General features: G+C 62.1%; 21 protein-coding genes and 2 tRNA genes. 8 read left to right on the forward strand and 15 right to left on the reverse strand.

What is annotated here, in order from left to right; all coding sequences use genetic code 11:
* Window positions 1–497 precede the first annotated feature (497 nt).
* The 3 genes from EMO90_RS09570 to EMO90_RS09580 form a co-directional block, all read right to left on the reverse strand.
* Window positions 498–2,312, reverse strand: a complete 1,815-nt coding sequence (locus EMO90_RS09570) for an FAD-dependent oxidoreductase (RefSeq protein ID WP_150354195.1) — start codon at window positions 2,310–2,312, stop codon at window positions 498–500.
* Window positions 2,313–2,400: 88 nt separating this feature from the next.
* On the reverse strand, window positions 2,401–2,964 hold the full coding sequence (gene ahpC, locus EMO90_RS09575; protein ID WP_150354234.1) for an alkyl hydroperoxide reductase subunit C: 564 nt from the start codon (window positions 2,962–2,964) through the stop codon (window positions 2,401–2,403).
* Window positions 2,965–3,382: 418 nt separating this feature from the next.
* Complete coding sequence (locus EMO90_RS09580) at window positions 3,383–3,646, reverse strand: hypothetical protein (protein WP_150354196.1); 264 nt, start codon at window positions 3,644–3,646, stop codon at window positions 3,383–3,385.
* Between the two features lie 191 nt (window positions 3,647–3,837).
* Here EMO90_RS09580 and EMO90_RS09585 point away from each other — a divergent pair, with 191 nt between their 5' ends.
* The 3 genes from EMO90_RS09585 (at window position 3,838) to EMO90_RS09595 (ending at window position 6,636) form a co-directional block, all read left to right on the forward strand.
* Window positions 3,838–4,533 (forward strand): carbonic anhydrase, encoded by a 696-nt coding sequence (locus tag EMO90_RS09585; protein ID WP_150354197.1) that lies wholly within the window; start codon window positions 3,838–3,840, stop codon window positions 4,531–4,533.
* 107 nt (window positions 4,534–4,640) lie between these two features.
* Window positions 4,641–6,014 (forward strand): hemolysin family protein, encoded by a 1,374-nt coding sequence (locus tag EMO90_RS09590; RefSeq protein ID WP_150354198.1) that lies wholly within the window; start codon window positions 4,641–4,643, stop codon window positions 6,012–6,014.
* Window positions 6,015–6,156: 142 nt separating this feature from the next.
* On the forward strand, window positions 6,157–6,636 hold the full coding sequence (locus EMO90_RS09595) for a Dps family protein (RefSeq protein WP_150354199.1): 480 nt from the start codon (window positions 6,157–6,159) through the stop codon (window positions 6,634–6,636).
* A gap of 271 nt (window positions 6,637–6,907) precedes the next feature.
* Here EMO90_RS09595 and EMO90_RS09600 read toward each other — a convergent pair whose 3' ends face one another.
* Complete coding sequence (locus EMO90_RS09600; RefSeq protein WP_223849770.1) at window positions 6,908–7,582, reverse strand: M48 family metallopeptidase; 675 nt, start codon at window positions 7,580–7,582, stop codon at window positions 6,908–6,910.
* A 143-nt stretch (window positions 7,583–7,725) separates the two neighbouring features.
* Between EMO90_RS09600 and EMO90_RS09605 the strand changes: the two genes are divergently transcribed.
* Window positions 7,726–7,799, forward strand: a tRNA-Ile gene (locus tag EMO90_RS09605).
* 67 nt (window positions 7,800–7,866) lie between these two features.
* A tRNA-Ala gene (locus EMO90_RS09610) sits at window positions 7,867–7,939 on the forward strand.
* Window positions 7,940–8,307: 368 nt separating this feature from the next.
* On the opposite strand, the gene EMO90_RS09615 is transcribed toward EMO90_RS09610, so the two are convergent.
* The 3 genes from EMO90_RS09615 to EMO90_RS09625 form a co-directional block, all read right to left on the reverse strand.
* Window positions 8,308–8,622 (reverse strand): acylphosphatase, encoded by a 315-nt coding sequence (locus tag EMO90_RS09615; protein ID WP_150354200.1) that lies wholly within the window; start codon window positions 8,620–8,622, stop codon window positions 8,308–8,310.
* A complete protein-coding gene (locus tag EMO90_RS09620; RefSeq protein WP_150354201.1) occupies window positions 8,622–9,626 on the reverse strand; it encodes an AEC family transporter in 1,005 nt (334 codons plus the stop codon). Before EMO90_RS09620 ends, EMO90_RS09615 begins: the two co-directional genes overlap by 1 nt.
* Before the next feature lie 554 nt (window positions 9,627–10,180).
* Entirely contained in the window at window positions 10,181–11,275 is a 1,095-nt protein-coding gene (locus EMO90_RS09625; protein ID WP_223849771.1) for an L-lactate dehydrogenase, read from the reverse strand.
* 182 nt (window positions 11,276–11,457) lie between these two features.
* Here EMO90_RS09625 and gdhA point away from each other — a divergent pair, with 182 nt between their 5' ends.
* The 3 genes from gdhA (at window position 11,458) to EMO90_RS09640 (ending at window position 14,337) form a co-directional block, all read left to right on the forward strand.
* Complete coding sequence (gene gdhA, locus EMO90_RS09630; protein ID WP_150354202.1) at window positions 11,458–12,804, forward strand: NADP-specific glutamate dehydrogenase; 1,347 nt, start codon at window positions 11,458–11,460, stop codon at window positions 12,802–12,804.
* Window positions 12,805–13,346: 542 nt separating this feature from the next.
* On the forward strand, window positions 13,347–13,700 hold the full coding sequence (locus tag EMO90_RS09635; protein WP_150354203.1) for a hypothetical protein: 354 nt from the start codon (window positions 13,347–13,349) through the stop codon (window positions 13,698–13,700).
* A 190-nt stretch (window positions 13,701–13,890) separates the two neighbouring features.
* Window positions 13,891–14,337, forward strand: a complete 447-nt coding sequence (locus tag EMO90_RS09640; protein WP_150354204.1) for a hypothetical protein — start codon at window positions 13,891–13,893, stop codon at window positions 14,335–14,337.
* A gap of 342 nt (window positions 14,338–14,679) precedes the next feature.
* Here the strand turns inward: EMO90_RS09640 and EMO90_RS09645 are convergent, their stop codons facing one another.
* From EMO90_RS09645 to EMO90_RS09680, 8 genes are all read right to left on the reverse strand, one after another.
* The gene (locus tag EMO90_RS09645) at window positions 14,680–15,555 is read right to left on the reverse strand and encodes a hypothetical protein (RefSeq protein WP_150354205.1); all 876 of its coding nucleotides are present in this window, start codon (window positions 15,553–15,555) and stop codon (window positions 14,680–14,682) included.
* A 381-nt stretch (window positions 15,556–15,936) separates the two neighbouring features.
* The gene (locus EMO90_RS09650) at window positions 15,937–16,476 is read right to left on the reverse strand and encodes a hypothetical protein (protein WP_150354206.1); all 540 of its coding nucleotides are present in this window, start codon (window positions 16,474–16,476) and stop codon (window positions 15,937–15,939) included.
* Window positions 16,477–16,488: 12 nt separating this feature from the next.
* Window positions 16,489–17,415 carry a TraX family protein gene (locus tag EMO90_RS09655; protein ID WP_150354207.1) on the reverse strand — a complete coding sequence of 309 codons (927 nt, stop codon included), beginning with the start codon at window positions 17,413–17,415 and terminating at the stop codon, window positions 16,489–16,491.
* A 35-nt stretch (window positions 17,416–17,450) separates the two neighbouring features.
* The gene (locus EMO90_RS09660) at window positions 17,451–18,380 is read right to left on the reverse strand and encodes a TraX family protein (protein ID WP_190972023.1); all 930 of its coding nucleotides are present in this window, start codon (window positions 18,378–18,380) and stop codon (window positions 17,451–17,453) included.
* A gap of 20 nt (window positions 18,381–18,400) precedes the next feature.
* Entirely contained in the window at window positions 18,401–19,687 is a 1,287-nt protein-coding gene (locus EMO90_RS09665; RefSeq protein ID WP_150354209.1) for a sensor histidine kinase, read from the reverse strand.
* A complete protein-coding gene (locus EMO90_RS09670) occupies window positions 19,684–20,451 on the reverse strand; it encodes a response regulator transcription factor (protein ID WP_150354210.1) in 768 nt (255 codons plus the stop codon). The genes EMO90_RS09665 and EMO90_RS09670 overlap by 4 nt, the downstream gene beginning before the upstream one ends.
* Window positions 20,452–20,488: 37 nt before the next feature.
* Window positions 20,489–21,778, reverse strand: coding sequence for a MalY/PatB family protein (locus EMO90_RS09675; protein ID WP_150354211.1), 1,290 nt, complete (start codon window positions 21,776–21,778; stop codon window positions 20,489–20,491).
* Between the two features lie 343 nt (window positions 21,779–22,121).
* Complete coding sequence (locus EMO90_RS09680) at window positions 22,122–23,090, reverse strand: LysR family transcriptional regulator (RefSeq protein ID WP_150354212.1); 969 nt, start codon at window positions 23,088–23,090, stop codon at window positions 22,122–22,124.
* Window positions 23,091–23,146 lie beyond the last annotated feature (56 nt).

The raw sequence follows: 23,146 nt of genomic DNA on the forward strand, positions 1-23,146 counted from the left end.
TACACATGACCAAAGGAAGCAATAGGAAATATGGCATTTTTATTCTGTTGTTACTACTGACTTCGTGCGGAGATCCGTTCATGTCACAATCTTGCACTAGAGATACAGTATCGTCAATGTATCCACAATGCATAATACAGAAAAACAAGAATGCCGATTTTTTTGTATTCAATCATTTGGTATACCAGTATGACCATAACTACTCTGATAACATCAATATCAACGAATCATCTATCGGTCAATATGCTGGAACCATCGAAGTTAGCGGTATTAAAAAAGATTTCACAGACCTATCTGCAACTAAATTACCTGTAGGCACCAAGATCTATGAACATAAGGAAAACAGCAATATCCTATTCGCGCAAGTCAATGATGTTTATTACCCATACTTTGCGGTAATCGAAGGATAATCGAAGAAAAACGGCAGACGGAAACGTAGATGGCCATTTGGTCCGCTGCGAATGCACGTCTGCCGATTATCTGGTATTCGACCGGCCCTACGCCCCGATCAGGTCGAGCATCTGGGCGACGGACTTCTTGCCGAACTCCACTTGCGGGGCGGCGCCACCATCCGCGGCACCGCCACGGTTGATGACGATGCAGGGCACGCTCATGGCGCCGTACTGGTCGCGCAGTTCGGGGAAGTGCGAGATGTCGTAGGCCTCGGCGCGCACGGACGGGTTGAGGGATGCGATGCGCTGGGCGGACAGCACGGTCTCCGGGCACATCGTGCAGGTCAGGGAGACGAGGATCATCACGTCGGTCGGCTCGGCGATGGCGGTGGCGCGTTCGCGCAGGTCGTCGTCGATCGGCTGGCCGGGGCCGCCCGCGTTGTAGATGCCCAGCACGAACGAGTTGAACTCGTGGCCGGAGGGGACACCGTGGAAGGCCAGACCGGTGGGCTGCGGCTTGCCATCGGTGCCGGGGACGCAGATGCGCACGCACGGGCGGGCGTCGGGCAGCACGCCGGCCGGATCGAAGACCGCGCGGCCGGAATCGTCCAGCTGGGTACCATCCGAGGACACCGCCACGCTCACCTTGCCATCGGACAGCGCGGACATCTCATTCACGAATCCCTGCAATTCCGCGGAAAGCGGGGTGTCGTCGAGCTCAAGGGACAGCGTGACGGGCCGCGCGAGGCGGCCGAACACCATCTTGAGCTGCTGCTTGATCGCGTCGGAGAACAGCTCGCCGGGCTTACGGGCCTGCTGTGCCTTGGCCGCGGCCTCATCGGCGCTGCGACGGGCGGGCGCGGGAGACGGGGTCGTGCCGGCGGCGGACGGGCCGGACGCGGCGGCGGCTGCGGCGGCCTCGGCCTGCTCGTACGCGGAGGTGGTGGGGCGCGGCGGCACCAGACCGGTCTTCTCACTCATCTGCTTGGCGTAGCGCTCCAGCTCCACGGCGGCGATCGCGCCGTCGGCGGTGGCGGTGACCACCTGGCGCAGGTTCTTGACGCGCAGGTCGCCGGCCGCATACACGCCCGGCACGGAGGTCTGCAGGTAGTCGTGCGTGACCACATAGCCGTGGTCGTCCAGCTCCACCACATCGCGAACCAGCGAGGTGGCGGGCACATAACCGGCGAACACGAAGACGCCGAACGTGCCGCCGTCGGCCGGCTTCCATTCGGTGGTCTCACCGGTGTCCGCATTGCGCAGGGTGGCCGATCGCAGCCCGCCCTGGCCGGCCGTCACGCCCTGCAGCTCGGTGCGGTAGTGGACCTCGATCTTCGGGTTGTTCTTGGTCTCGGCGGCCACGGAGGCATCGCAGGTGAAGTCCTCCTCGCGCACGAGCACGGTGACCTTGCTGGCGTACTTGGTGAGGAACACGGATTCCTCGGCGGCCGCGAATCCGCCGCCCACCACCAGCACCTCCTTGCCGGTGAAGAACTCGCCGTCGCAGGTGGCGCAGTAGGCCACGCCGCGGCCCGCGTACTCGGCCTCACCCTCGAAGCCCAGCTTGCGGGGACTGGCGCCGGTGGCGATGAGGATGCCGAACGCCTTCAGGTCGCCGCGCGAGGTGTGCACGGTCTTGACGTCGCCGTCCACCTCCAGCCCGGTGGCCTCGGCGGTCATGAATTCAGCGCCGAAGTCCTTGGCCTGCTGGCGCATGGTCTGGGTGAGCGCGCGGCCGGTGGTGCGGCCCACGCCCGGGTAGTTGACCACTTCGTTGGTGATGGTGATCTGGCCGCCGAAATCGTCCTTCTCAAGCACGAGAACGCGGTAGCGGGCACGCGCCAAGTACAGTCCCGCGGTCAGACCGGCCGGGCCGCCGCCGATGACTACGACATCGTACAGATTGTTGGTCTGGGTCATAAACACTCCTTAAGACACGATGAGCTCCCTCGCGCGAGGGAGCTCGGAATCGTCATATACGCTGTGATCGAACGATCGATCGAACGGCTTACAGCAGGCCCACCAGGTCGAGGCTCGGCTCGATGGTGTCCTCGCCGGGCTGCCACTTGGCCGGGCAGACCTGATCGCCGTGCTCGTACACGAACTGGGAAGCCTGGACGCGGCGCAGCAGCTCGTCGGCGTTGCGGCCCACGTTGGAGGAGATGACCTCGTAGGCCACGACCTTGCCCTCAGGGTTCACGATGAAGTCGCCGCGCTCGGCCATGCCGTCCACCTCGTTGTAGGTGTCCAGATCACGGGCCAGCAGGGCGGTCGGATCGGCCAGCATGGGGTACTGGATCTTGGCGATCTTCTCGTTGGCGTCGTGCCACGCCTTGTGCACGAAGTGGGTGTCGGTGGACACGGAGTAGATCTCGCAGCCGATCTTCTTGAAGTCCTCGTACTTGGCGGCGAGGTCCTCAAGCTCGGTGGGGCACACGAAGGTGAAGTCGGCGGGGTAGAAGAAGAACACGGACCAGTGGCCGAGCACATCGGCCTTGGTCACCTCGTGGAATTCGTTGTTCTGGAAGGCCTGGACCTTGAAATCGGTAAGCTCGTGCTGCAGAAGAGTCATCATCGTTCCTTTCAATGCACTCTGGTGCGGATGTGGTTCATCCAAAATCATCCTATCCCGATCGTCCCATATCCTGCTCATTCCCACGCCCGGGGCGCAGGTGAGAAACATCACACGGGCGAACCGGGCCAGCAAAAGCAATTCCCCGTCATCCTGAGCGAAGCGAAGCGAGGTTCTTCCCCCGTCATCCTGAGCGAAGCGAAGCGGAGCCGAAGGATCCTTAACTTTGTGCGTAAGTTAAGGATCCTTCGACTCCGCCCTTTGGGCTCCGCTCAGGATGACGGGGAACGCCCTTCGGTGTCCGGCTGCGCCGGACCGTCGCCGCCTTGGCGGCGGCTCCCTTCGCCTACGGGCAGCCCACCGGGCTGCCCGCTTCACGGCTCAGTGCTCAGGATGACGGGGAAATCAGACGATCGGATCAGACCTCGGGGGCGTCGAAGAACTTCTGCGCGTAGCCTTGCTCGAGGGAGACCATCTTGTCGTAGCCCAGACCCTTGGCCTTGGAGATCATCTCATCCTTCAGGGAGTTGAACTCGTCGGCGGACTTGGCGTAGATCATCTTCCAGGAGTACTGCTTGACCACGCTGCCCACGGACTGGGAGACGACCTTGTCGGCGTCGCTCAGCGTGAACGAAGCTATGTTCTTGGCCTTGGATGCCACCGCGGTGCCGTCCTTGATCATCTTCTCCTTGACGTTCAGCGCGCCGCCGTCGCGCGATCGTCCCTGCTATTTCACAATCACCCGACCGCCGCCCGCCAAACATCCCACCCATCGGCGTGTCGGATTCCCCGGGCGGCGAGCATCGCACGACCATGCGCCCGACGGCCGTAAAATAACCCTTGAAACACAGGTCGCAGTAGACGGGAGCGCACATGGCCGAGGACGATCAGCTGAACAGAGACGATCAGGACACCACCGCAAACGCCACATGGAGCCGCCTGCTGGCCGGCAACCGCCGGTTCGCCGAGGGCAAGCCGGAGCATCCGTGGCAGGACGCCACCACGCGCGAGACGCTGATCGACCGCCAGAACCCGGACGCGGCCGTGCTGGCCTGCTCCGATTCGCGCGTGCCCCCGGAAATCGTGTTCGACGCCGGTCTGGGAGACCTGTTCACCGTGCGCACGGCCGGCCAGATCATCGACGACGCGGTGCTCGCCTCGCTCGAGTACGCGGTCGCCAAGCTGCACGTGAGTCTGCTGGTGATTCTGGGCCACGAGGGCTGCGGGGCGATCGACACGGCCGCCGCCGAGCTGGACGCCATGATCGCCGCCACCACCGAAGACCCGGCCGGATCCCTGGAGGCCGCCGATGAGATGGCCGATCTGGACGAGCGCATCGCCGAGGCCGATTCGATCATCCTGCGCACGGTGGGCCTGTCCGTGTGGCAGGCGCGCGAATCCGAGCTGGAGGAGCACGCCGACTTCGAGCGCGTGCACGTGGCGCGCACGATCGAGGAGCTGGTCACCCGCTCCGAGGTGATCCAGAACGCGCTGGCGCATGACCGCCTGATGATCGTGGGCGCGCGCTACCAGCTCACCACCGGCAAGGTCGAGGTGCTCAGCTTCTGATCGCGGATCCCGGGCGCCCGGCGACGATGGCAGGCGCCCGGCACCAGACCGGCAACATCGTGCAACACACATTGTCCATTGACATGCCAATCCCCTAATGTGGAAGCATGCCTCTTGGTTTAAACATCGCGCTGATTTTCGTTTTCCTTCTTCTCGGATCCGTATTCTCCGGCACGGAGCTGGCGCTGGTGAGCCTGCGCGGCTCGCAGGTTGACCAGATGGAGCAGGAGGACGCACGCGGCGCACGCGTGGCGAAGATCGCGCGCGACCCTAACACCTTTTTGTCCACCGTGCAGATCGGCGTGACGCTCTGCGGCTTCCTGTCCGCATCGTTCGGCGAATCGTCGATCTCCCCGTACATCGTGCCGCTGGTCGAGGAACTGGGCGTGCCGACCAACATCGCCGCCCCGCTGACCACGATCGCTCTCACGCTGATCATCTCCTACTGCTCGATCGTCATCTCCGAGATGGTGCCCAAGCGCATCGCCATGCAGAAGAACGCCTCGATCGCCCGCGCGGTGGTCCCGGCCATCGACACCTTCGCCAAGGTGTGCAGCCCGATCATCTGGCTGATCGGCAAGAACACCAACGGCATTGTGCGCCTGCTCGGCTTCGACCCGAACGAGACCGAATCCGAGGTGTCCGACGACGAGCTGCGCGTGCTCGTCAACTCCAACTCCAACCTCGGCAAGGACGAGCGCACCATCCTCGACGACGTGTTCGACGCCTCCGAGACGATCGTGGCCGAGGTCATGCGCCCGCGCGCCGACGTGGTCTTCCTGGAAGGCGACCAGAGCATCGAGGAGGCCGCCGCCTACGTGCGCGAGATGCCGTACTCCCGCTATCCGGTCACCGGCAAGGACTTCGACGACGTGCTCGGCTTCGTCCACGTGCGCGACCTGCTGGACGTACGCGATCCGAACGCCAAGACCGTGCGCGACGTGACCCGCGAGGGCATCTCCCTGCCCGGCACCTCCAAGCTGCTGCCCAGCCTGTCCCTGCTGCGCAGGCGCGGCATCCATCTGGCCGTGGTGATCGACGAATACGGCGGCACGGACGGCATCGTGACCCTTGAGGACATGACCGAGGAGCTCGTGGGCGACATCCGCGACGAATACGATCTGCCCGAGGAGAAGGGCCCGACCAGCAAGAACCGCACGGTGTTCGTCAACGGCGTGGCCACGCTGGACGGCGGCATGACGATCGAGGACTTCGCCGATCTGACCGGCATCGAACTCGAGGACGGCCCGTACGAGACCGTGGCCGGCTACTTCCTGGCCCACACCGGCAAGATGGGCGCGGTGGGCGACGTGCTGCACACGGACGACGGCTACGACATGGTGGTCACCAAGGTGGACGGCCGGCGCATCGAGACGATCGAGGTGCGCAAGAACAGCGGCACGGACGCCGATGCGGACAAGTCCGGCGACTCCGCGGCGGCCGGCGATTCCGACGCCCCCGCCGCACGCGACAAGGCCTGAATCGCGCTTCCGCCGACCTTCGGGGGCGGCCCCTCGGGGAGCGTACCTTCGGGGAGGCGACCCCTCGGGCGGCCCCTTCGAAGGTATACTGATGACGAAGGGCCCCGCCCAATTCGAGGCCCCTTGATGGAAGGAACATACTATGACGCTTGCATTCACCGTCCCCGGCCTCACCGAAGCGGCCAGCGAGAAGGCCGTCTCGATTCTGCAGAACCGCCTGAGCCAGGAGCAGGAGGCCGCCCTGGTCCTCAAGCACGCCCACTGGAACGTGACCGGCCCGAACTTCATCGCCGTGCACGAGATGCTCGACCCGCAGGTCGAGGTCGTGCTCGCGCAGGCCGATGAGACCGCCGAGCGCATCGCCACCCTGGGCGGCACCCCGGATGGCCGTCCGGAGGCGATCGTGCGCAACCGCACGTGGAAGGACTTCGACCTTTCCGGCCGCCAGTCCACCACCGACTACATCAACGCGCTGATCGAGTACTACGACGCCTTCATCGCCGACGACCGCAAGGCCATCGCCGAGCTGGACGAGCTCGATCTGGTCTCCTCCAACATCATCCAGGACCACGTCCAGGAGCTTGAGAAGTTTCAATGGTTCCTGCGCTCCCACGTGGCGTGAGCGCGGACGGCGCGGGCGTGCGCATGGCGTGGCAGCGTGTGGCGTCAGCCGCGCGAACATGACCGCGCGAACATGACCACGCGCTGAGCCGCTGAACTATTTATCGCGGGCCTTCCGACAGGGGAGGCCCGCTTTCGTTGTATGGCAACGCGCTGCGGCCCGCTCGCCGATTTCCTGTCGAATTTCTTGTATGGAAGAAACTGCGGACTGCGATGACGTGAACCGCGCCGATGCGGACTGAGTCGACCTAGTCCGACTACAACACCAAGCACTACACCACCACGCGCCGGTTGAGATCGCGGCGGATGGCGCGCCAATCGGGCAGATAGGAGGTCATGCGGCGCTGGAACTCGGCGCCGTGGCCGCTGGCCCACAGATGGGTCATCTCGTGCACCAGCACGTACTCCAGAAAGCGGGGCTCCATCAGACCCAGCTGCAGGTTGAGCCTGATGCGGCCCGTTCCAGGGGTGCAGGAGCCCCATCGCGAGGACATCAGGCGCAAGGTCACATGCGTGGGCGTCCGGCCGACGATCGGCCCCCAATGGGCCAGCAAAGCGGGCAATTGGGCGTTGATCGAGTCGGCGGCCTGCTGTTTGCGCTCGTCGGGCCACAATGGGCCGTCGCCGGTTCCGGTCGGTCCGGCGATCCCAGCATCGCCCTCGCCAGCATCGCCTTCGCCTGCGCCTCCCGCGCCGCCCGCGCCTCCCCAGCCGCCCATGCCCAATGTGCGTTCGCGCGCCTGGATCACACGACGGCGCTGATCCTCAACCCACTCGCGCCGGGCCGCCACGAACTCCGCGATGCGCCGATCGGTCATGCGCATGGGCGCGGAGACCTCCACGCGCCCCTCCGGCGGCTTGATGCGCAGATACATGTTCTTGATCGGCTTGCGCGTCACATGCACCGCGATGCCCGCAATGTTCAGCGTTTTTTCGTTCCCACTCACCCCTCCATTGTCCGCGATGCGCCGATCGGACGGCGTCAAATCGGCATTATTCCGGGCGACACGCCGATGTTAGCCTTCCGTTTGACACATATGCATCCCTTGGTAAACTAAACGATTGTGCGCTTTTGAAGTGCGCATGGATCGGGCCCGTAGCTCAGGTGGTTAGAGCGCATCCCTGATAAGGATGAGGTCGGAGGTTCAAATCCTCCCGGGCCCACGGAAAAATTCAGCGGCTCAGTGTGGCCGCTCTTTTTTTCTGTAAAATCAATAGGGACATTGGTCATGGGGCATTGGCGCAGCTGGTAGCGCATCTGCTTTGCAAGCAGAGGGTCGCCGGTTCGAACCCGGCATGCTCCACTCACGAAACCCTTGGAATCAAGCCGATTCCAAGGGTTTTTCTGTTTTCACGACACCTCCATCGGAATCCAGGCGTCACCCTGAACGGGCTAGGCGTCACCGGGCGCGCCGCGTGACGCCGCTCGCACCCGGTGACGCGAAATCGGCATGATCTGCCCAGTTGGCCCGTCTAATCGCACGTATATCGCGCACGCCCCCGGAGAGCCACGGAGAGCCCCCAAACTGGGCAAATCCGGTCACCGCCCCGGCAAACTGGGCAGATCGGCACTTCTACAGGGCATTTTCGGCCTCCAGATGACCGGATATGCCCAGTTTGCAAATCGACCGACCGGATCTGCCCAGTTTGGCAGAACCAGAACTATCGCCAGCTACCGCCGCACCGAGAACGCAGTCTCCGCATCGGCGCCCGTCAGCGTGGGGATCTCGTCGATTGCGATGTCCGCCACGCGGCTCCACTGCGAGCCCGCGCGCATCGCCGCGACCAATCGGTCCAGCTGATCGCGCGTGCCCTGCGCCTCGCATTCCACGGACCCGTCGTAGCGGTTGCGCACCCAGCCGACCGCACCGATCCTCCGGGCGGCCATCACCACCGCATACCGGTACCCGACGCCCTGCACACGACCAGTCACGGTCATATGCCAGCGGATCGCGGACACGTCACGCATGCCATCCGCGTCGCGCATCACACCACCAGAAGGATGTTGATGACCGTCATCGCGATCAGGCCCATGATGGCCGTGAACGCCAGGCACAGGCCGGCCAGTCGGGCGTTGCCCAGGACGCGATCGGTGAACAGCGTGGAGAAGACGCCCACGGGGGCGAAGCAGGCGAAGATCACGGCCTTGCGCACGGCCGGATCGACCGGCAGGATGAACCATGCGGCCACGGCGAAGATCACGGCGAACAGCCAGCGCCAGCCGAACACGGTGGCCACGCGGCGCACGTCGGCATGGCTGCGCGGCACGTCCATGAGCATGCCCACCATCATCATGGAGCAGAAGGCGTTCGCATTGGACAGCGGGCGCAGGGTGGTGCCGATCCACTCGGGCATGGTGAAGCCGCTGACCATCACGATCAGCATGAGCATATAGGTCATGAACGCGGCCGAGGAGTAAAAGTTCCGGGCGATGCGGCGGAAGTTCGCGAGGCGCTGGAGCCGGCGGGCGTCCTTGTCCAGAATCTTGCGCGGGGGACGGGGGCCGAGCGGCTGGGCCTGCTCCTCGGGGCTGAGCGGATGCGTGTCGTCGATGCGCAGGAGCTGGGTGGTCACGGCGTTCATGCCCGCGGACATCATGACCGAGTTGCCGATGTCGAACATCACCACGGCCACCGCGGCGGACGGGCCCATGAGCGCCTGCACCACCGGCAGGGCGAAGCAGCCGATGTTGAAGCCCGAGCCGTTGAGCATTTCGAACGCGCGGTCGCCGAGCGGCGTCTTGCGCGTGGAGAAGTAGATCGCGAGGATGGGAATGACCGAGCAGCAGAAGCCGAACAGGGCCACCCACAGCAGGTTCATGTCGTGCGGGTTGTCCATGAACGAGACCACCACCGCGGCTGGCAGCAGCAGGTTGAACACGATCTTCTGCATCACGCGGTAGTCGTCCTGTTTGAACCAGCCGATCCGCTTGAAACCGTAGCCGGCCAGAATGATGCACAGGAACACCACCGGCTCGATGATCTTTTCCATATCGCCTCCGTTGTCTTCATCGAACGGCTTCGAGCTTATCCACAGCCGTGCCCGCGACATGGCGCTTATCCACCGTTTGCCGGGAAATCATGTGGCTTCATGTGAAAAGAATGCGAAAACTGGGTTATCCACGACCGCATCCACCTGTCCACATGCATCCGACGCCTCGAAACGCCCCAGCCCGCCCCTCGGAATCCACTCCCGGAATCGATAACTCGCACAGTGGGGGCGGATTTGGGCCTTTGCAGAATGCTATACATGAAAGTGGGGGCGCCGGAGACTGCCATACCGCATGGCAAGGCACCGTCATTACGCCAATGTGGCACGCCATCTACCACACTTAGCCCCTCCGGGACGCCCCCACTTTCATGTTTGGCACATTGCAAAGGCCCAAATCCGCCCCCACTCTTGCAGAAACCCCAGTGGGACGCCACCGGCCACCGCCGGCCAAGCCATTCCGACCAGAAACCCCGCATCCCCGAAGCATCTCCGAGACATCCTCGAACGGTTTCAGGCGATTCCGGACCGTTCCGGGCGATTGCGCAAGCCCCGATCTATTTCGCGGACGCCTCCGCATCCTCCGGGAAGACCTCCTCGCCGTTGTCGACCATCACGTAGCCGCCCTTGGCGTAGACATCATCGTGCTCCGGATCCGGCGGCACCACCACCGGCGTCTTGCGCGATTCCTCCACCGGGAAATCGGGCAGCTTGGCGTAATTGCCCTTCACCTTCTCGCAGGAGTTGAGGAAGCCCTCGGCCTCATCCTCGGTCAGGTCCAGCTCGTAGACCTCCTCCACACCCTGCGCGCTGATCAGCGCCGGCACGCCGATGAAGAACCCGGACTGGCCGTACTGCCCGTCCAGATACGCGGACACCGGCAGCACCACATGCTCGTCGTGCACGATCGCGCGCGTGATGCGCACGGCCGAGTTTGCGATCGCGTACTCGGTGCAGTGCTTGCCCGCATACGACCAGTAGCCGCCGCGCAGCGCCTGCTCGAACAGCTTGGCCTTATCGAAGCCATACCGATCCGGATTGATGGCGGCCAGCTCGTCCAGCGGCTTGCCGGAGAACGCCACGTTGGACCACACCGCGATCTCGCTGAAGCCGTGCTCGCCGATCATGTAGGCGTTGACGGACTCGGGGGAGACATTGGTGGCCAGCGCGATCGCATCCTTGAGGCGCGCGGAATCAAGGCACGTGCCGGTGCCCATGACGTGCGACGCGGGCAGACCGGACAGGCGGTGGATCTCGCGCACCACCACGTCGTTCGGGTTGGTGACGCTCACCCAGAAGCCCTTGAAGCCGGCCGCGGCGATGCGCCCCACGAAGGTGCGGACCATGCGCGCGGTGGCGTACAGTTCACCGTCGCGGCTCACGGCGGAGAGGGTGACGTGGCCCACCGCATTGACGATCACATCGCACTGGGCGAGCCGCTCGTAGTCGGTCCCGCAGTTGAACACGCGCACGCGATGGGGCGCGAACACGGAGGAGTCGTTGAGGTCCTGCACCTCGGCGGCCAGCTTCTTCGGATTGACGTCGCACAGGTAGATCTCATCGGCCACCCCCTGCAGGATGAGGCTGTTGCCCACATGCGCGCCCACATGTCCCAAACCGACGATGCCCACCTTCACCGGACCGATTGCCATAATATTGCCCCTTTCTTTTGGATACCGAACGATTGTCGGTATTGCGCGCCAGCATAGACCGCCTTCGTTTCGATTGGAACCCCCGCTTACATTGTGGAACGTTCGATCGCGATCCCTTTCGCCCCCAAGTTCTTCCGCATACAATTGTGATCGTCTCATTTACCCAACCAAGGGAGAAATCCATGCTCACGGATGAGTACGTCAAGAAGGTCTACGCCCAGGTCGAGAAGCGCGACGGCGACCAGCCCGAGTTCCTGCAGGCTGTGCGCGAAGTGTTCGAAAGCCTCCAGCCGGTGGTGGAGAAGCACCCGGAGTACGAGGCGAACGGCGTTCTGGAGCGTCTGGTAGAGCCGGAGCGCGTGGTGAAGTTCCGCGTCGCCTGGGTCGACGATTCCGGCAAGGTGCAGGTCAACCGCGGCTACCGCGTGCAGTTCAACTCGGCGATCGGCCCGTACAAGGGCGGCCTGCGCTTCCACCCGACCGTCAACGAGGGCGTGATCAAGTTCCTCGGCTTCGAGCAGATCCTCAAGAACAGCCTGACCACGCTGCCGATGGGCGGCGGCAAGGGCGGCTCCGACTTCGACCCGAAGGGCAAGTCCGACGCCGAGGTCATGCGCTTCTGCCAGGCCTTCATGACCGAGCTGAGCCGTCACATCGGCCAGTTCACCGACGTTCCCGCCGGCGACATCAACGTGGGCGCCCGCGAGATCGGCTACCTGTTCGGCCAGTACAAGCGCATCCGCGACGAGTACTCCGGCGTCCTGACCGGCAAGGGCCTTGAGTTCGGCGGCTCCCTCGCCCGCACCGAGGCCACCGGCTACGGCCTGTGCTACTACACCGCCGAGGCCCTGCGCGTGCTGCGCAACGACTCCTTCGAGGGCAAGACCGTGGTCATCTCCGGCTCTGGCAACGTGGCGATCTTCGCCACCGAGAAGGCTCAGGCGCTGGGCGCCAAGGTCGTCACCGCGTCCGATTCCAACGGCTACGTGTACGATCCGAACGGCATCCAGCTCGACGTGGTCAAGGACATCAAGCTGGGCCACCGCGGCCGCATCAAGGAGTACGCCGAGCGCGTGCCGGGCGCCGAGTACCACGAGGGCTGCAAGGGCGTGTGGACCGTGCCGTGCGACATCGCGCTGCCCTGCGCCACCCAGAACGAGATCGACGGCGAGTCCGCCGAGGCTCTGGTCAAGAACGGCTGCAAGGTGGTCTGCGAGGGCGCGAACATGCCGTCCACCCCGGAGGCCATTGAGGTCTACCAGAAGAACGGCCTGCTCTACGGCCCCGCGAAGGCCGCGAACGCCGGCGGCGTGGCCGTCTCCGGTCTGGAGATGAGCCAGAACAGCTACCGCCTGTCCTGGACCTTCGAGGAGACCGACGCCAAGCTCAAGTCGATCATGGAGTCGATCGTCGCCAACTCGCTCGCCGCCGCCAAGGAGTACGGCGAGGAGGGCGATCTGATGGCCGGCGCGAACATCGCGGGCTTCGTCAAGGTAGCCGACGCAATGGTCGCCCAGGGCGTGCTGTGATGATGTTCTGATCGGTCTATCCGCTCAGTTTGCACAAGCGGCGCATGGAGCCTGATTTACGGCTCCCTGCGCCGCTTTTTGTTTGATCGCTTCACGTCATCCTGAGCGAAGCCCGATAGGGCGGAGTCGAAGGATCCTTGGCCACTACGCACCAGTGACCAATGCACAATGACGAAGGGTAATCCATCCCCTGATGTTCCTATAGTTTGTCATCCTGAGCGGAGCGTAGCGAAGTCGAAGGATCCTTAATGTCCCGCACATAGTTACGAGCGACTTTGTGCACAAGGTTAAGGATCCTTCGCTGCGCTCAGGATGACGGGGGCGAGCTTAACAACAACTTCGCATCATGCGAAGTTAAGTGCGAAGTTGATGGTAAGTTCGTGCGAAGTTCGCACCTCACCATCAGTCAAGTGCATCAGGACGGTCATCGTGGATGCACAGCAACTCAGCCGCATCATCTCAGGCATGCGGCAGATCGGCAATGATACGCAAACCTGCGAAGTCAAGGAAGCGGCACGATCCGCCCAACACTGGGCGGTCTGATGGCTCTCGGACTATTCCCGCAGCAGTTCCTCCCGCGCTTGAACGTCACATTCACAGCCTTTCCAGGCACCACCAAGGCGGAGATCGTGGATGACGAGCGCCGATTCCTAGATGCGCAGACGCTTGTGGGACCGATCCCGCTCATGATCGACGACGCCTTGAACGCCGTCGTCAAGAACATGAGAACCGGCTCAACCGGATGCAAAATCAAAGAGTCCCTTTTTCACATTCTGTTTACCATAGATTCATATACCAATTTTTTCCACAACGATATTTCATATAAAGTTGATCACAACAGCAGTTGGTTAGGCTGTAGGTATTGTTTTACAACGACGCAAAGGAATATCTTATGAACATTGGAGTCAATGGCGCTATCATTGTCGCCAATAACCATGAGCAATATCACAATGGTCCAGAAAATGAGCATCAAACGGATTTGGCGAATAACTTGACAGGGCGGATAATTGGCATGCAGATTTCTAGTAACACTAGAGCAAATAACGAATGTGCAGCTAGAGCCCGATCGGGAAGGCTGGTAACGCTATGAGTCAGAAAAAACCAATTCTTATATTCATACCAATATTGATGTTGCTGTGCATAGTGCTTGCCATATCGATTACCTTTTTTGGACATCCACATGGGTGGAGTGAGAAAGCATTGTTACAGCAAATCAACCATGGCGCGAACAACGTTGCATTGCCAACTAAATCCGGATGGCGTACATGGGATAAGGCACTCATCGTCTGCCCTTATGCCACCGCCAAATCAGCTCCGGTTGATTTCCAGGAAACAATTTCCACACTCGACACGAATTCCTCGGAGTCAACGCAATGGATTATCTACCACACCCCATCGGGTATGGTGACTGATCAATTGTCCAGGAATCAGGTTGATTTCTGTTATGACTCACGTTCCAGCACTCTTATAGACGCTGGGCAACAATTCTCAGTACGCAAAAGCGAGGGGACGTATCGAGCAATTGCGAATTAACCTTTTCGTTCAAAAATGTGGGCTTCAGCAGCCGCATATTTGCCGGCTGAAACCCACATAATTATTGAATACGGTTCTCATTCATCATTTTCATCATTCATTCATGATTCAGCCTTGGCAGCGGCTCCATTCACCTACGGATAGCTCACTCTCTCATCCTGAGCGAGCGGAGCGGTTCGAAGGATCCTTAACCTTCTGCACAACGATTCTCGTAACTATATGCGGGGAATTAAGGATCCTTCGGCTGCGCCCTATCGGGCTTTGCTCAGGATGACGGCGTCTCCGCTCGCTCGCTCAGTATGACCGAAGGGATAAACTGCGCATCGCACACAGCCGGCCTGATCACCCCGCGCAGGCGATCAGGCCGGCGGGGTAGAGGAAGTAGAAGAACCACTTGCGGCTCACGCTGTCCGGGTTGGGGAAGCCGCGACGGCGGTTGTAGAGCAGCATGACGGGCAGGGCGGCCGCGATGAGCCACAGGGGTTGCGCGAATAGGGGAGCGCCCATGGCGTAGGGGTCGAAGCCGATGTATTGCAGCGCGATCGCCCACGCGGTGCTACCCGGATCAACGGCGCCAAGGCCGATTGCACCAGGACCCAGCGCGTCCAGATGATAGGGCAGATACAGCACCCACAGCCCGATGCGTGTGTTCATCATGGCGATCCACACCACTACCGCCGCTAGGACCGTAATGCCCAGTTTGCGCGGCGATCGACGGAATCGCCACATCAGCACGCCGACCACCACCATGCCAAGCCGATAATCCCACGTGGGTATGAGTGCGAAAAATGCGACGATCATATTCCGATAGTCGGCCAGCCATGGAAGTTCACGGAACGGGAAGATCTGATTGAGCAGCACAAACCAAACAACCTGCCACAGTACGTACAGGGCGATATACCTGGCCCGTTTCATACGATCGCCATCACGCAGAATCACGATGAGGATGGCGATCTGCAGCAGCAATGGGAACGGATTGGGCTCGACACGGAAAACGGTTTGGATGATCGCCGCGACCACGCCGGACATGTACAGGCGGACCAGATAGTCGCCGCGGTTGCGCGTGTATTCGCAGCTCCAGCCGACCATGAACATGAACAGGATCAACGACGGATATGCGAACCATTCCAGCCATGCCGGAGCGCCCGGAACGCGCATGCCAATGCCGGCCAACGCCATGCACGCGGCCGCGATGATCTTCACCGTCAGACTGGTCATTGATGCCACCTCTTTCTTCTTCCTTGAATCTTGGTCCTCTTGTCATCCTGAGTCTTCTCTTGTCATCCGAGCCTCTCTCGTCATCCTGAGTCCCGCCCCGTCATCCTGAGCGAAGCCCGATAGGGCGGAGTCGAAGGATCCTTAACTTTGTGCATAAAGTTGCTCGTAACTCTGTGCGGGAATTAAGGATCCTTCGACTCCGCTACGCTCCGCTCAGGATGACGGAGGCGGGCTGCCCGCTTCACGGCTCAGCGCTCAGGATGACGGAGGCGGCTTCCGCCCCGCCCAGGATTGACGGAGGGAGAACGCCCGCCCCACTGGGTTACCTCTACCCCGATCAGGATGACGAAGTGGGACTTAGGATAAAACGCCCACCAACCCTCACACCACATATCCGCTAAAACTCACCGGGCCCTCGCCGTCCGCGACCACATCCAGATACCATTCGCCCTTCTCGCCCAAATCGCGCACGGGAAAACCCTGCCTGGCATGCGGTTCGATGCGTGTCCGATCGATCATCCGCCGGCCGTGCGCCCACCATTGCCGCTCGATTGCCCACACACGCACGGTGATGGCCGCTTCACCGGTATTGGTCACGACCACCGGATACCAGTTCCGTCCGGTGAACCGATGCGTTGAGACGAGGGACTGGCCCGGGCGAATGCTAGCGTCTTGTGCCTCGAGCGCGAATCGCGGAGATTCCTTTGCGCCCTGCTCACGCTTGAGATTGCGCACCTGATCGGGCCATGTCAACGGACTCGATTGCGACTGCGCCTGAGCGGACAGAGGATCTACGGCAATTCGCAGCCCGCCGGACCGTTCGCCGTCAGCCTGAGCACCGGCCGGCAGCATCGCGGAGAACACCAATGCCAACACAATGACAAAAGATATATATTTGATAGATGAATATGCATTGTTCACGATTATCCCCCCCTACGCCCCCACGGCCTTTCCGATGAAGTACAGGATCAGGATGTGCACGGGGTAGAAGACATAGAAGAACCACTTGGTCCCCCTGCTTCCCCAGCCATGCTGCCGATTATAGAGAAGCATAAAGGGGAGCGCGAAGATCATCATCCATTGCGGATATTCCAGCAGACTATACCCCAAAGTCATTGGATTGAAACCGAAAATGGTATAAACAGTAGCTATCGGTGAAAGTCGAATATTGCAGATATTTCCCAAAGCATGAGGAATCACACACATGGATAGAAGACCATATTGCGTGTTCACTATCATCATCCAGAAGACAACAAATACGCCGAATGTGACAGCGAATTGGACTCTTGAATTTCTTGCAATCCAAAAAGCCACACCCATTATTACAATATACAGTCCGTAATCCACAGCAATGGATAGCCCAAAGACAGCTTGTATGAGATATCTGAAAGGCGCAAGAAAACTATTAGAACCAACGGCAGGAAATAGGGAATCTATGGCCGTGAATATTGCAAACCAGCCAACCTGCCAAAGGATATATAAGCCGATGTTTCTCAGTCGGCGTTTCCAATCATCCACCGATAGCAGCGTGATGATCAGCGCAACCTGAAACAGCGTCATGAAGATGTTCGGCAGATCGTGCCAGATCGTCTGCAACACAGACATACCCACACTGGCCGCATACAATCGCAGCACATACCGTTTCCTATCATGCGTAAACTCGCAGCCCCAGCCGATCAGGAACAGGAAGATCGGCATGGACAGGCGGCCGACCCATCGCAATTCCTCCGGCATGCCGGGGATATACATCCCGATATGATCGACCACCATGCACACACAGGCGATGACCTTCAACGCAAAACTGCTCAGACCAAACCGCACCCCGTCGCGCCGATCCGCGACCATCGCCACATCATCCATGCACCACAGCGTAGGAGATCGACGTCAGTCATCATCTAAAAGATGACGCCAGCAGCCAGTGCATCGGCAACCACAGGGCTCAGGAGCACCAAAACAGCGAAATGAAGCGGATAGTAGGCATAAAAGAACCACCGGGCAACCCTGTCCACCGGCATCGCCCCGGCTTCAGCTCCGGCCCATCGATTCCGACGTCCGCCGTACAGCAAGATAAAGAACAACGCCGGCAACGCCGCCCACAGCAGCCCTTCGCTCAGCAGACCATCGGTGCCAACGAGCATCACCATGTCATTACTGAACAATAGGTAACGCAAATTAGCAACGCTTTCATTGAATATATGATGCATCGTCAATTGAGGCACCAAAAACAGCAGAATTCCATAAATGCTTTGCATGAGCACATCCACCAGCGAAAAAATGAGAAACGTGACCGAAAGATGCAGTTTGGAACCACATAATCCCATCGCGACACCGAAAGCAATGACAAACAATCCATAATCTCCGCTTGCCGCGAAACCACCCAAAGCAGCGACGATATGCCCCACATTGCCGGCGATTGTCCAGTTACCGGAAATCGCAGTGATCAGTGTCTGAAGGACACTAGCTAATGCAAATATTCCAGCCTGCCATACCACATAACCGACCATATATCGCAATTTCCGCCTCTTATCCTCTACACGCAGTATGCACAGGATCACCGCAACATTAAGAAGCACAGGAAAGATGTTTTCCGGGAATTTGAAAACCACATTAATGACGGACATCACCACGCCGGCAGCATACAGTCGCAGCACATAATTCCGCTTGCTGCGCGCATACCGGCATCCACACCCCACCTGATACAGGAACATCGGCAACGCCATGCGGCCAATCCACGCATACTGATCGGGCAGGCCCTGATCGAACATCCTCATATGGCCGATCGTCATGAACGCGCAGGCGATCAGTTTGAAGCCGAATTCGCCCAAGCCGCATCGAGCCGCCCTCATCACGCCTCGCCTTCCAGAGAACTAGCCAGCGGAATCACGGCGGACAGCACCCACACGCCGTCCTCCAGACTGGTGTGCAGCGAACCTCCCAGCGCCTCGATCCTTGCGCGGTGCAGGGCCAGGCCACGGCCGGAATGCGGCACGCGATCGCCGCCCTGCAGTCCCTCATGAGCCGCTGCCACGCCATTGGACTGCGTGACCGTCGCGCGCGGCCCATTGGCGCCGGTCTCCAATCGCACATCGATGGCGTATGCGCCGGCCTGCGGATCGGCATGCACGGCGATGTTGGTGGCGAGTTGGCCAAGCAGGTCCACAAGTTCCCTCCACGCCACGGGATTGATCGCCGCGGAACCAGCGGAACCAGCGGAATCGACGAATTCGGCGGCTCCCCCGTCCGCTTCGATCGTCGTCCGGCCTTCGAATCCCATCCGGCGCAATCGATCGTCCCCCTCGCGAACCATCGCGCGCAACGCGGGCAACCGATCCGACGCCGGCGCGGCCGCAAACGCTTCGTCCCGCCCGTTCAGCACGTCGATCACCGACCGCACCTGCCCCAGCGTCCGCCGCGCGGTCGAGGCGATCATGGCCAGCCCATCGTCCAGATCGCCATCCGGCCCGCCCGGCCTATCTGCCCCGCCCGGCACAACAGACGCAACCGATTCCGCCGTGCGCAACCGATCGGCCGTGAGTGCGATCGCCGTCAGCCCCTGCGTGACCGAATCGTGGATCCGGCTGCCCAGTTCCACATCCCGCCGCATGCGCGCGTTCTCCTCGGCCAATCGGCGCGCTTCCTCCACGCGCCGGCGCTCCACCAGCGCATAGCCTGCGAGCGCGGCCAGACAGAACGATCCGTCGAGCGAGACAATGCTCGCCATGTTCCACAGCGGATACCGGCCCAGCGCCACGCCCGCGACCGTGCCGGCGAATCCCAGCGCCAGCGTGACCGCGAGCATGACATGCCGGCGGGAGTAGGCGAGCATGCTGTAGACGAACCACAGGCTCCACACGGGCATGGGCAGCACGATGCGCGGGACCAGCACAGCGGTCATGGCGATGGCGACGAGGGCGAGGGCGCTGAACGACGACCACCAGTAGGTTTCGATCACGAGCAGCGCATACAGGCAGGTGGTGATGGGCACGAGGTCGGACATGCCGTGATTGGCGAGGCCGTCGATGAGGGTTAGGGCCACGGCGGCGGCGATGATCAGCACGGCGTAGGGGCGTTCGAGGTGTTTGAGCGCGGGGATGCGGCGCTCGAGATGGCGTTCGATGTGTTCGAGGTTCATGACTGGACCTCTTCGGTTCGCCCGTCGTCTTCGATCCGCTCCGAGCCTTCAGTCCGTCCTGCGCGCAGGGAGGTCCAGCGCTGAACGGCCTGCAGCTTGTTGCGCACGCCGAGTTTGGCAATCGCGTGGCGGATGTGGGTTTTGACCGTGGATTCCGTCAGGCCCAGTCGTTCGGCGACTTCGCGCGAGGTGTAGCCCTGAATGCACCAGTCCATGACTTCGGATTCCTTGGCGGAGAGGGTCTGCTCGGGAGGCGTGAGGACTCCGGGCGCATCCGTTCCGGGCGTGCCGCCCCGCGATCTGCCACGAAGTGTGCCGCACAGCGCCGCGTGTGCCTCGCCGGGCGTGGAAAACCCGCTCTCCACGTATGGCTGCCCGGCCGCGCACGCGCGGATGCGGGCGACGAATCCGTCCGCATCGGCCTTGTCCAGCAGAGCCTGGGCGCCCGAGCAGCGGGCCGCATCGCGGTACAGGTTGAGCGAATGGGCGGTCATGGCCAGCAGCACGATCCGCCCGGAGAATGCGCGGATGCGGCGGCAGGTCATCGCGCCGTCCACCTCGTCCATGCCCATGTCCACCAGCACCAGGTCGGGGCGCGAGTCGGCGTCCACGCACCGATGCACGGCTTCCTCACCCGAGCGCACCGACCAGATGATCTCCATGCCATCGGGCCTGAGCCGGTCGGCCAGCAGCGGCGCGAGCGCGCGCAGCACCATGGCGTCATTGTCCACGATGCCAATGCGGTATGCCGATTTTCCCGTCATACCGCCAGTTTACCGCCAAACCGGCCTCAGATCAGCCTCAGATCAGCCCGTCGGCCTTGAGCGCGGCGGCCATGCGGGTCAGGCACTCCTCGAGCAGCGGCCGGGGCATCGCGAAGTTCATACGCACACAGCCCGCGCCCACCCTGCCGCACTCGCGGCCGTCGGTCAGCGCCACATGGGCCTTCTTGTAGAAATAGTCGGCCGGGTGTTCAATGCCCAGCGGGGAGAAGTCGAGCCACGCGATGTAGCTGCCCTGCGGCTCCACGTAGCCCACCTTGCGCAGCTCTCCGCGCATCCACGAGTCGAGCAGACGCTCGTTGCCGCGCACGTAGCGCAGCATGTCCTCGTACCAATCGCCGCCCTCGGTGTAAGCCGCGGTGGTGGCAATCGCGCCGATCGTGGCTGTCTGGTGCTCGCTCCATTCCGCGCGATCCATCCACATCTCGTAGTCGTCGGGGTTGGTGAGGATCACCTGCGCGCACTTGGTACCCGGGATGTTGAACGACTTCGATGCGCTGGTGGCTGTCATCGACTGGCGGGCCGTAAGCTCGTTAAGCGTGGCGAACGGCACGTGGCGGCCCCGATACACGAAGGGCGCATGGATCTCGTCGGAGAAGATGCGCACGTCGTAACGAGCGGCGAGTTCGGAGATCCGCAGCATCTCGCCCTCGGTGAGCACCTTGCCGATCGGGTTGTGGGGGTTGCACAGCATGAAGCCGCGCGTGGAGGGCTCGGCGAAGGCGCGCTCGATCGCCTCGAAGTCGAAGTCCCAGCCGGTTGCGGCGGGATTGCCGGAGTCGCTGGACTCGGCGGACTGGGCAGATTGGACGGACTGGACGCGGCGCAGCATCGGCACCTCGATCACGTTGACGCCATACAACCGCGGCACGCTCAGGAACGGCATGTACGCGGGCGTGGGCACCACGATCGCATGGCCGCGGCCCACCACCTCGCGCAGGAACACCTCAAGGATCTCGAGGATGTCCGGGGCGACCCGGATGCGGGAGGGATCGACATCCCAGCCGTACCGCTCGCGCTGCCAGAGCGCGCAGGCCTCGGCCAGGCGGCGCTTCCACGGGTCGGGGATGTATCCGAGGGCGCAGCGATCGGTCGCATCATGGATCGCACGCTGGATCGCGGGAGCCAGACCGAAGTCCATTTCGGCGATGAATGCGCCGATGCACCCGGGGTAGCGGGTCCACTTGTCGGAGCCGACTGCCTGGAGATCGGCGATGCTCTGGCGGTCGATAACCTCGGGGTCGAAGCCGCTGGACGGGCGCGGAGTGCGCGAAAGATCAATGCCGGGAAGAATCGTTGCGGTGCTCATGGTCCCCACTGTGCCCTGTGGGGTCGGTCCGCCGCAATGGCCCGGCTATGCGAATTGCCATGAGCGCTCTAGCCCGCGCTTATGGGGGAGCGGGGTGAGGCGGGGCAACACCTGAGCGGAGCGCGCGGCGATCCCCTCAGTCATCCTGAGCGAAGCCCGTTAGGGCGAAGCCGAAGGATCCTTAACTTCCTGCATTGTGACTTTTTGCAGAATGACGAAGGATCCTTCGCTGCGCTCAGGATGACAAAAGCAGCACCCCGTCATCCTGAGCGCAGCGAAGGATCCTTGGACACTACGCACCAAGTCGTTCATGCGTAAGGTTAAGGCTCCTTCGGCTCGGCGCTCAGGATGACAGTCCCCGCAGCAGGCGTGCGGAGACGCGGCGCAACTCCGCGAGGCATGCTTCGACGGCCGGCCGCTCGTCGCCGGTGCGGGTCAGCGCGCCCACCAGACGCGAGGCCTTCGGGTCGCGCAGCGGCAGCGCGGCCAAATCCGCCTGCAGGTGGTTCACGGTGTCCAGCGCGGGCACGATCGACACGCCCACGCCCATCTCCACCAAGGTCTGCGTGGTCCAGTAGTCGTCGGTGGCGTGGCGGATCTGGGGCGTGAACCCGGCGGCCTCGGCCATGGCGAGCAGGTTCGCCTTGCAGGTGTCGCAGCCGGCGATCCAGGAGGCATCGCGCCAATCGGCCAGATCACAGGCCGGCTCGCTGGACACGCTCGCCGGTGCCGAAGCACCCGCATGCTCCGGCACGTCCGACTTGCGCGTGAGCAGCAGCAGCGGGTCATCGCCCAGCGGCTCCCAGTCGAGGCTGTCATCCACCGGCAGCGAATGCGGCAGACTGCGATGTTCGAACACCACTGCCAGATCGGCCTTGCCGGAGCGAACCAGTGCCACGGCCTCCGGTGGTTCGGCCTGATCGAGACTCACCTCAAGGGCACCGCCGCGGCACAGGCCCACCATGGCCCGCGCGACGATCGTCGAGCAGATCGACGGCGGCGCGACCACGCGCAGCCGCGCGAGCCGGTGCCGCTTGTAGTCCGCCAGCTCATGCTCGGCCTGATCAAGTCGCTCCGCGATCATCGCACCGTGACGGGCAAGCATCTGGCCTGCGGCCGTGAGCTCCACGCCATGCGAAGTGCGGTCCACCAAAGTCAGGCCGGTCTGGTTCTCCAAACGGGTGATTTGCTGGCTGATGGCCGGCTGCGTCCAGCCCATGGCCCGCGCGGCCGCGGAAAACGAGCCCTCCCGGCCAATCCGCCACAGGGTCAGCAGCGCCTGCGCACTCAGTTGCGTGCCCGAATCGCCCATTGCGAGCCCCTTTCGCCTGATCTCGCCGCATTTCCAGTTCACGATTTTCAAGCGCC

This window comes from Bifidobacterium vespertilionis (assembly GCF_008698145.1).
In the GTDB taxonomy this organism is placed as follows: Bacteria; Actinomycetota; Actinomycetes; order Actinomycetales; family Bifidobacteriaceae; genus Bifidobacterium; species Bifidobacterium vespertilionis.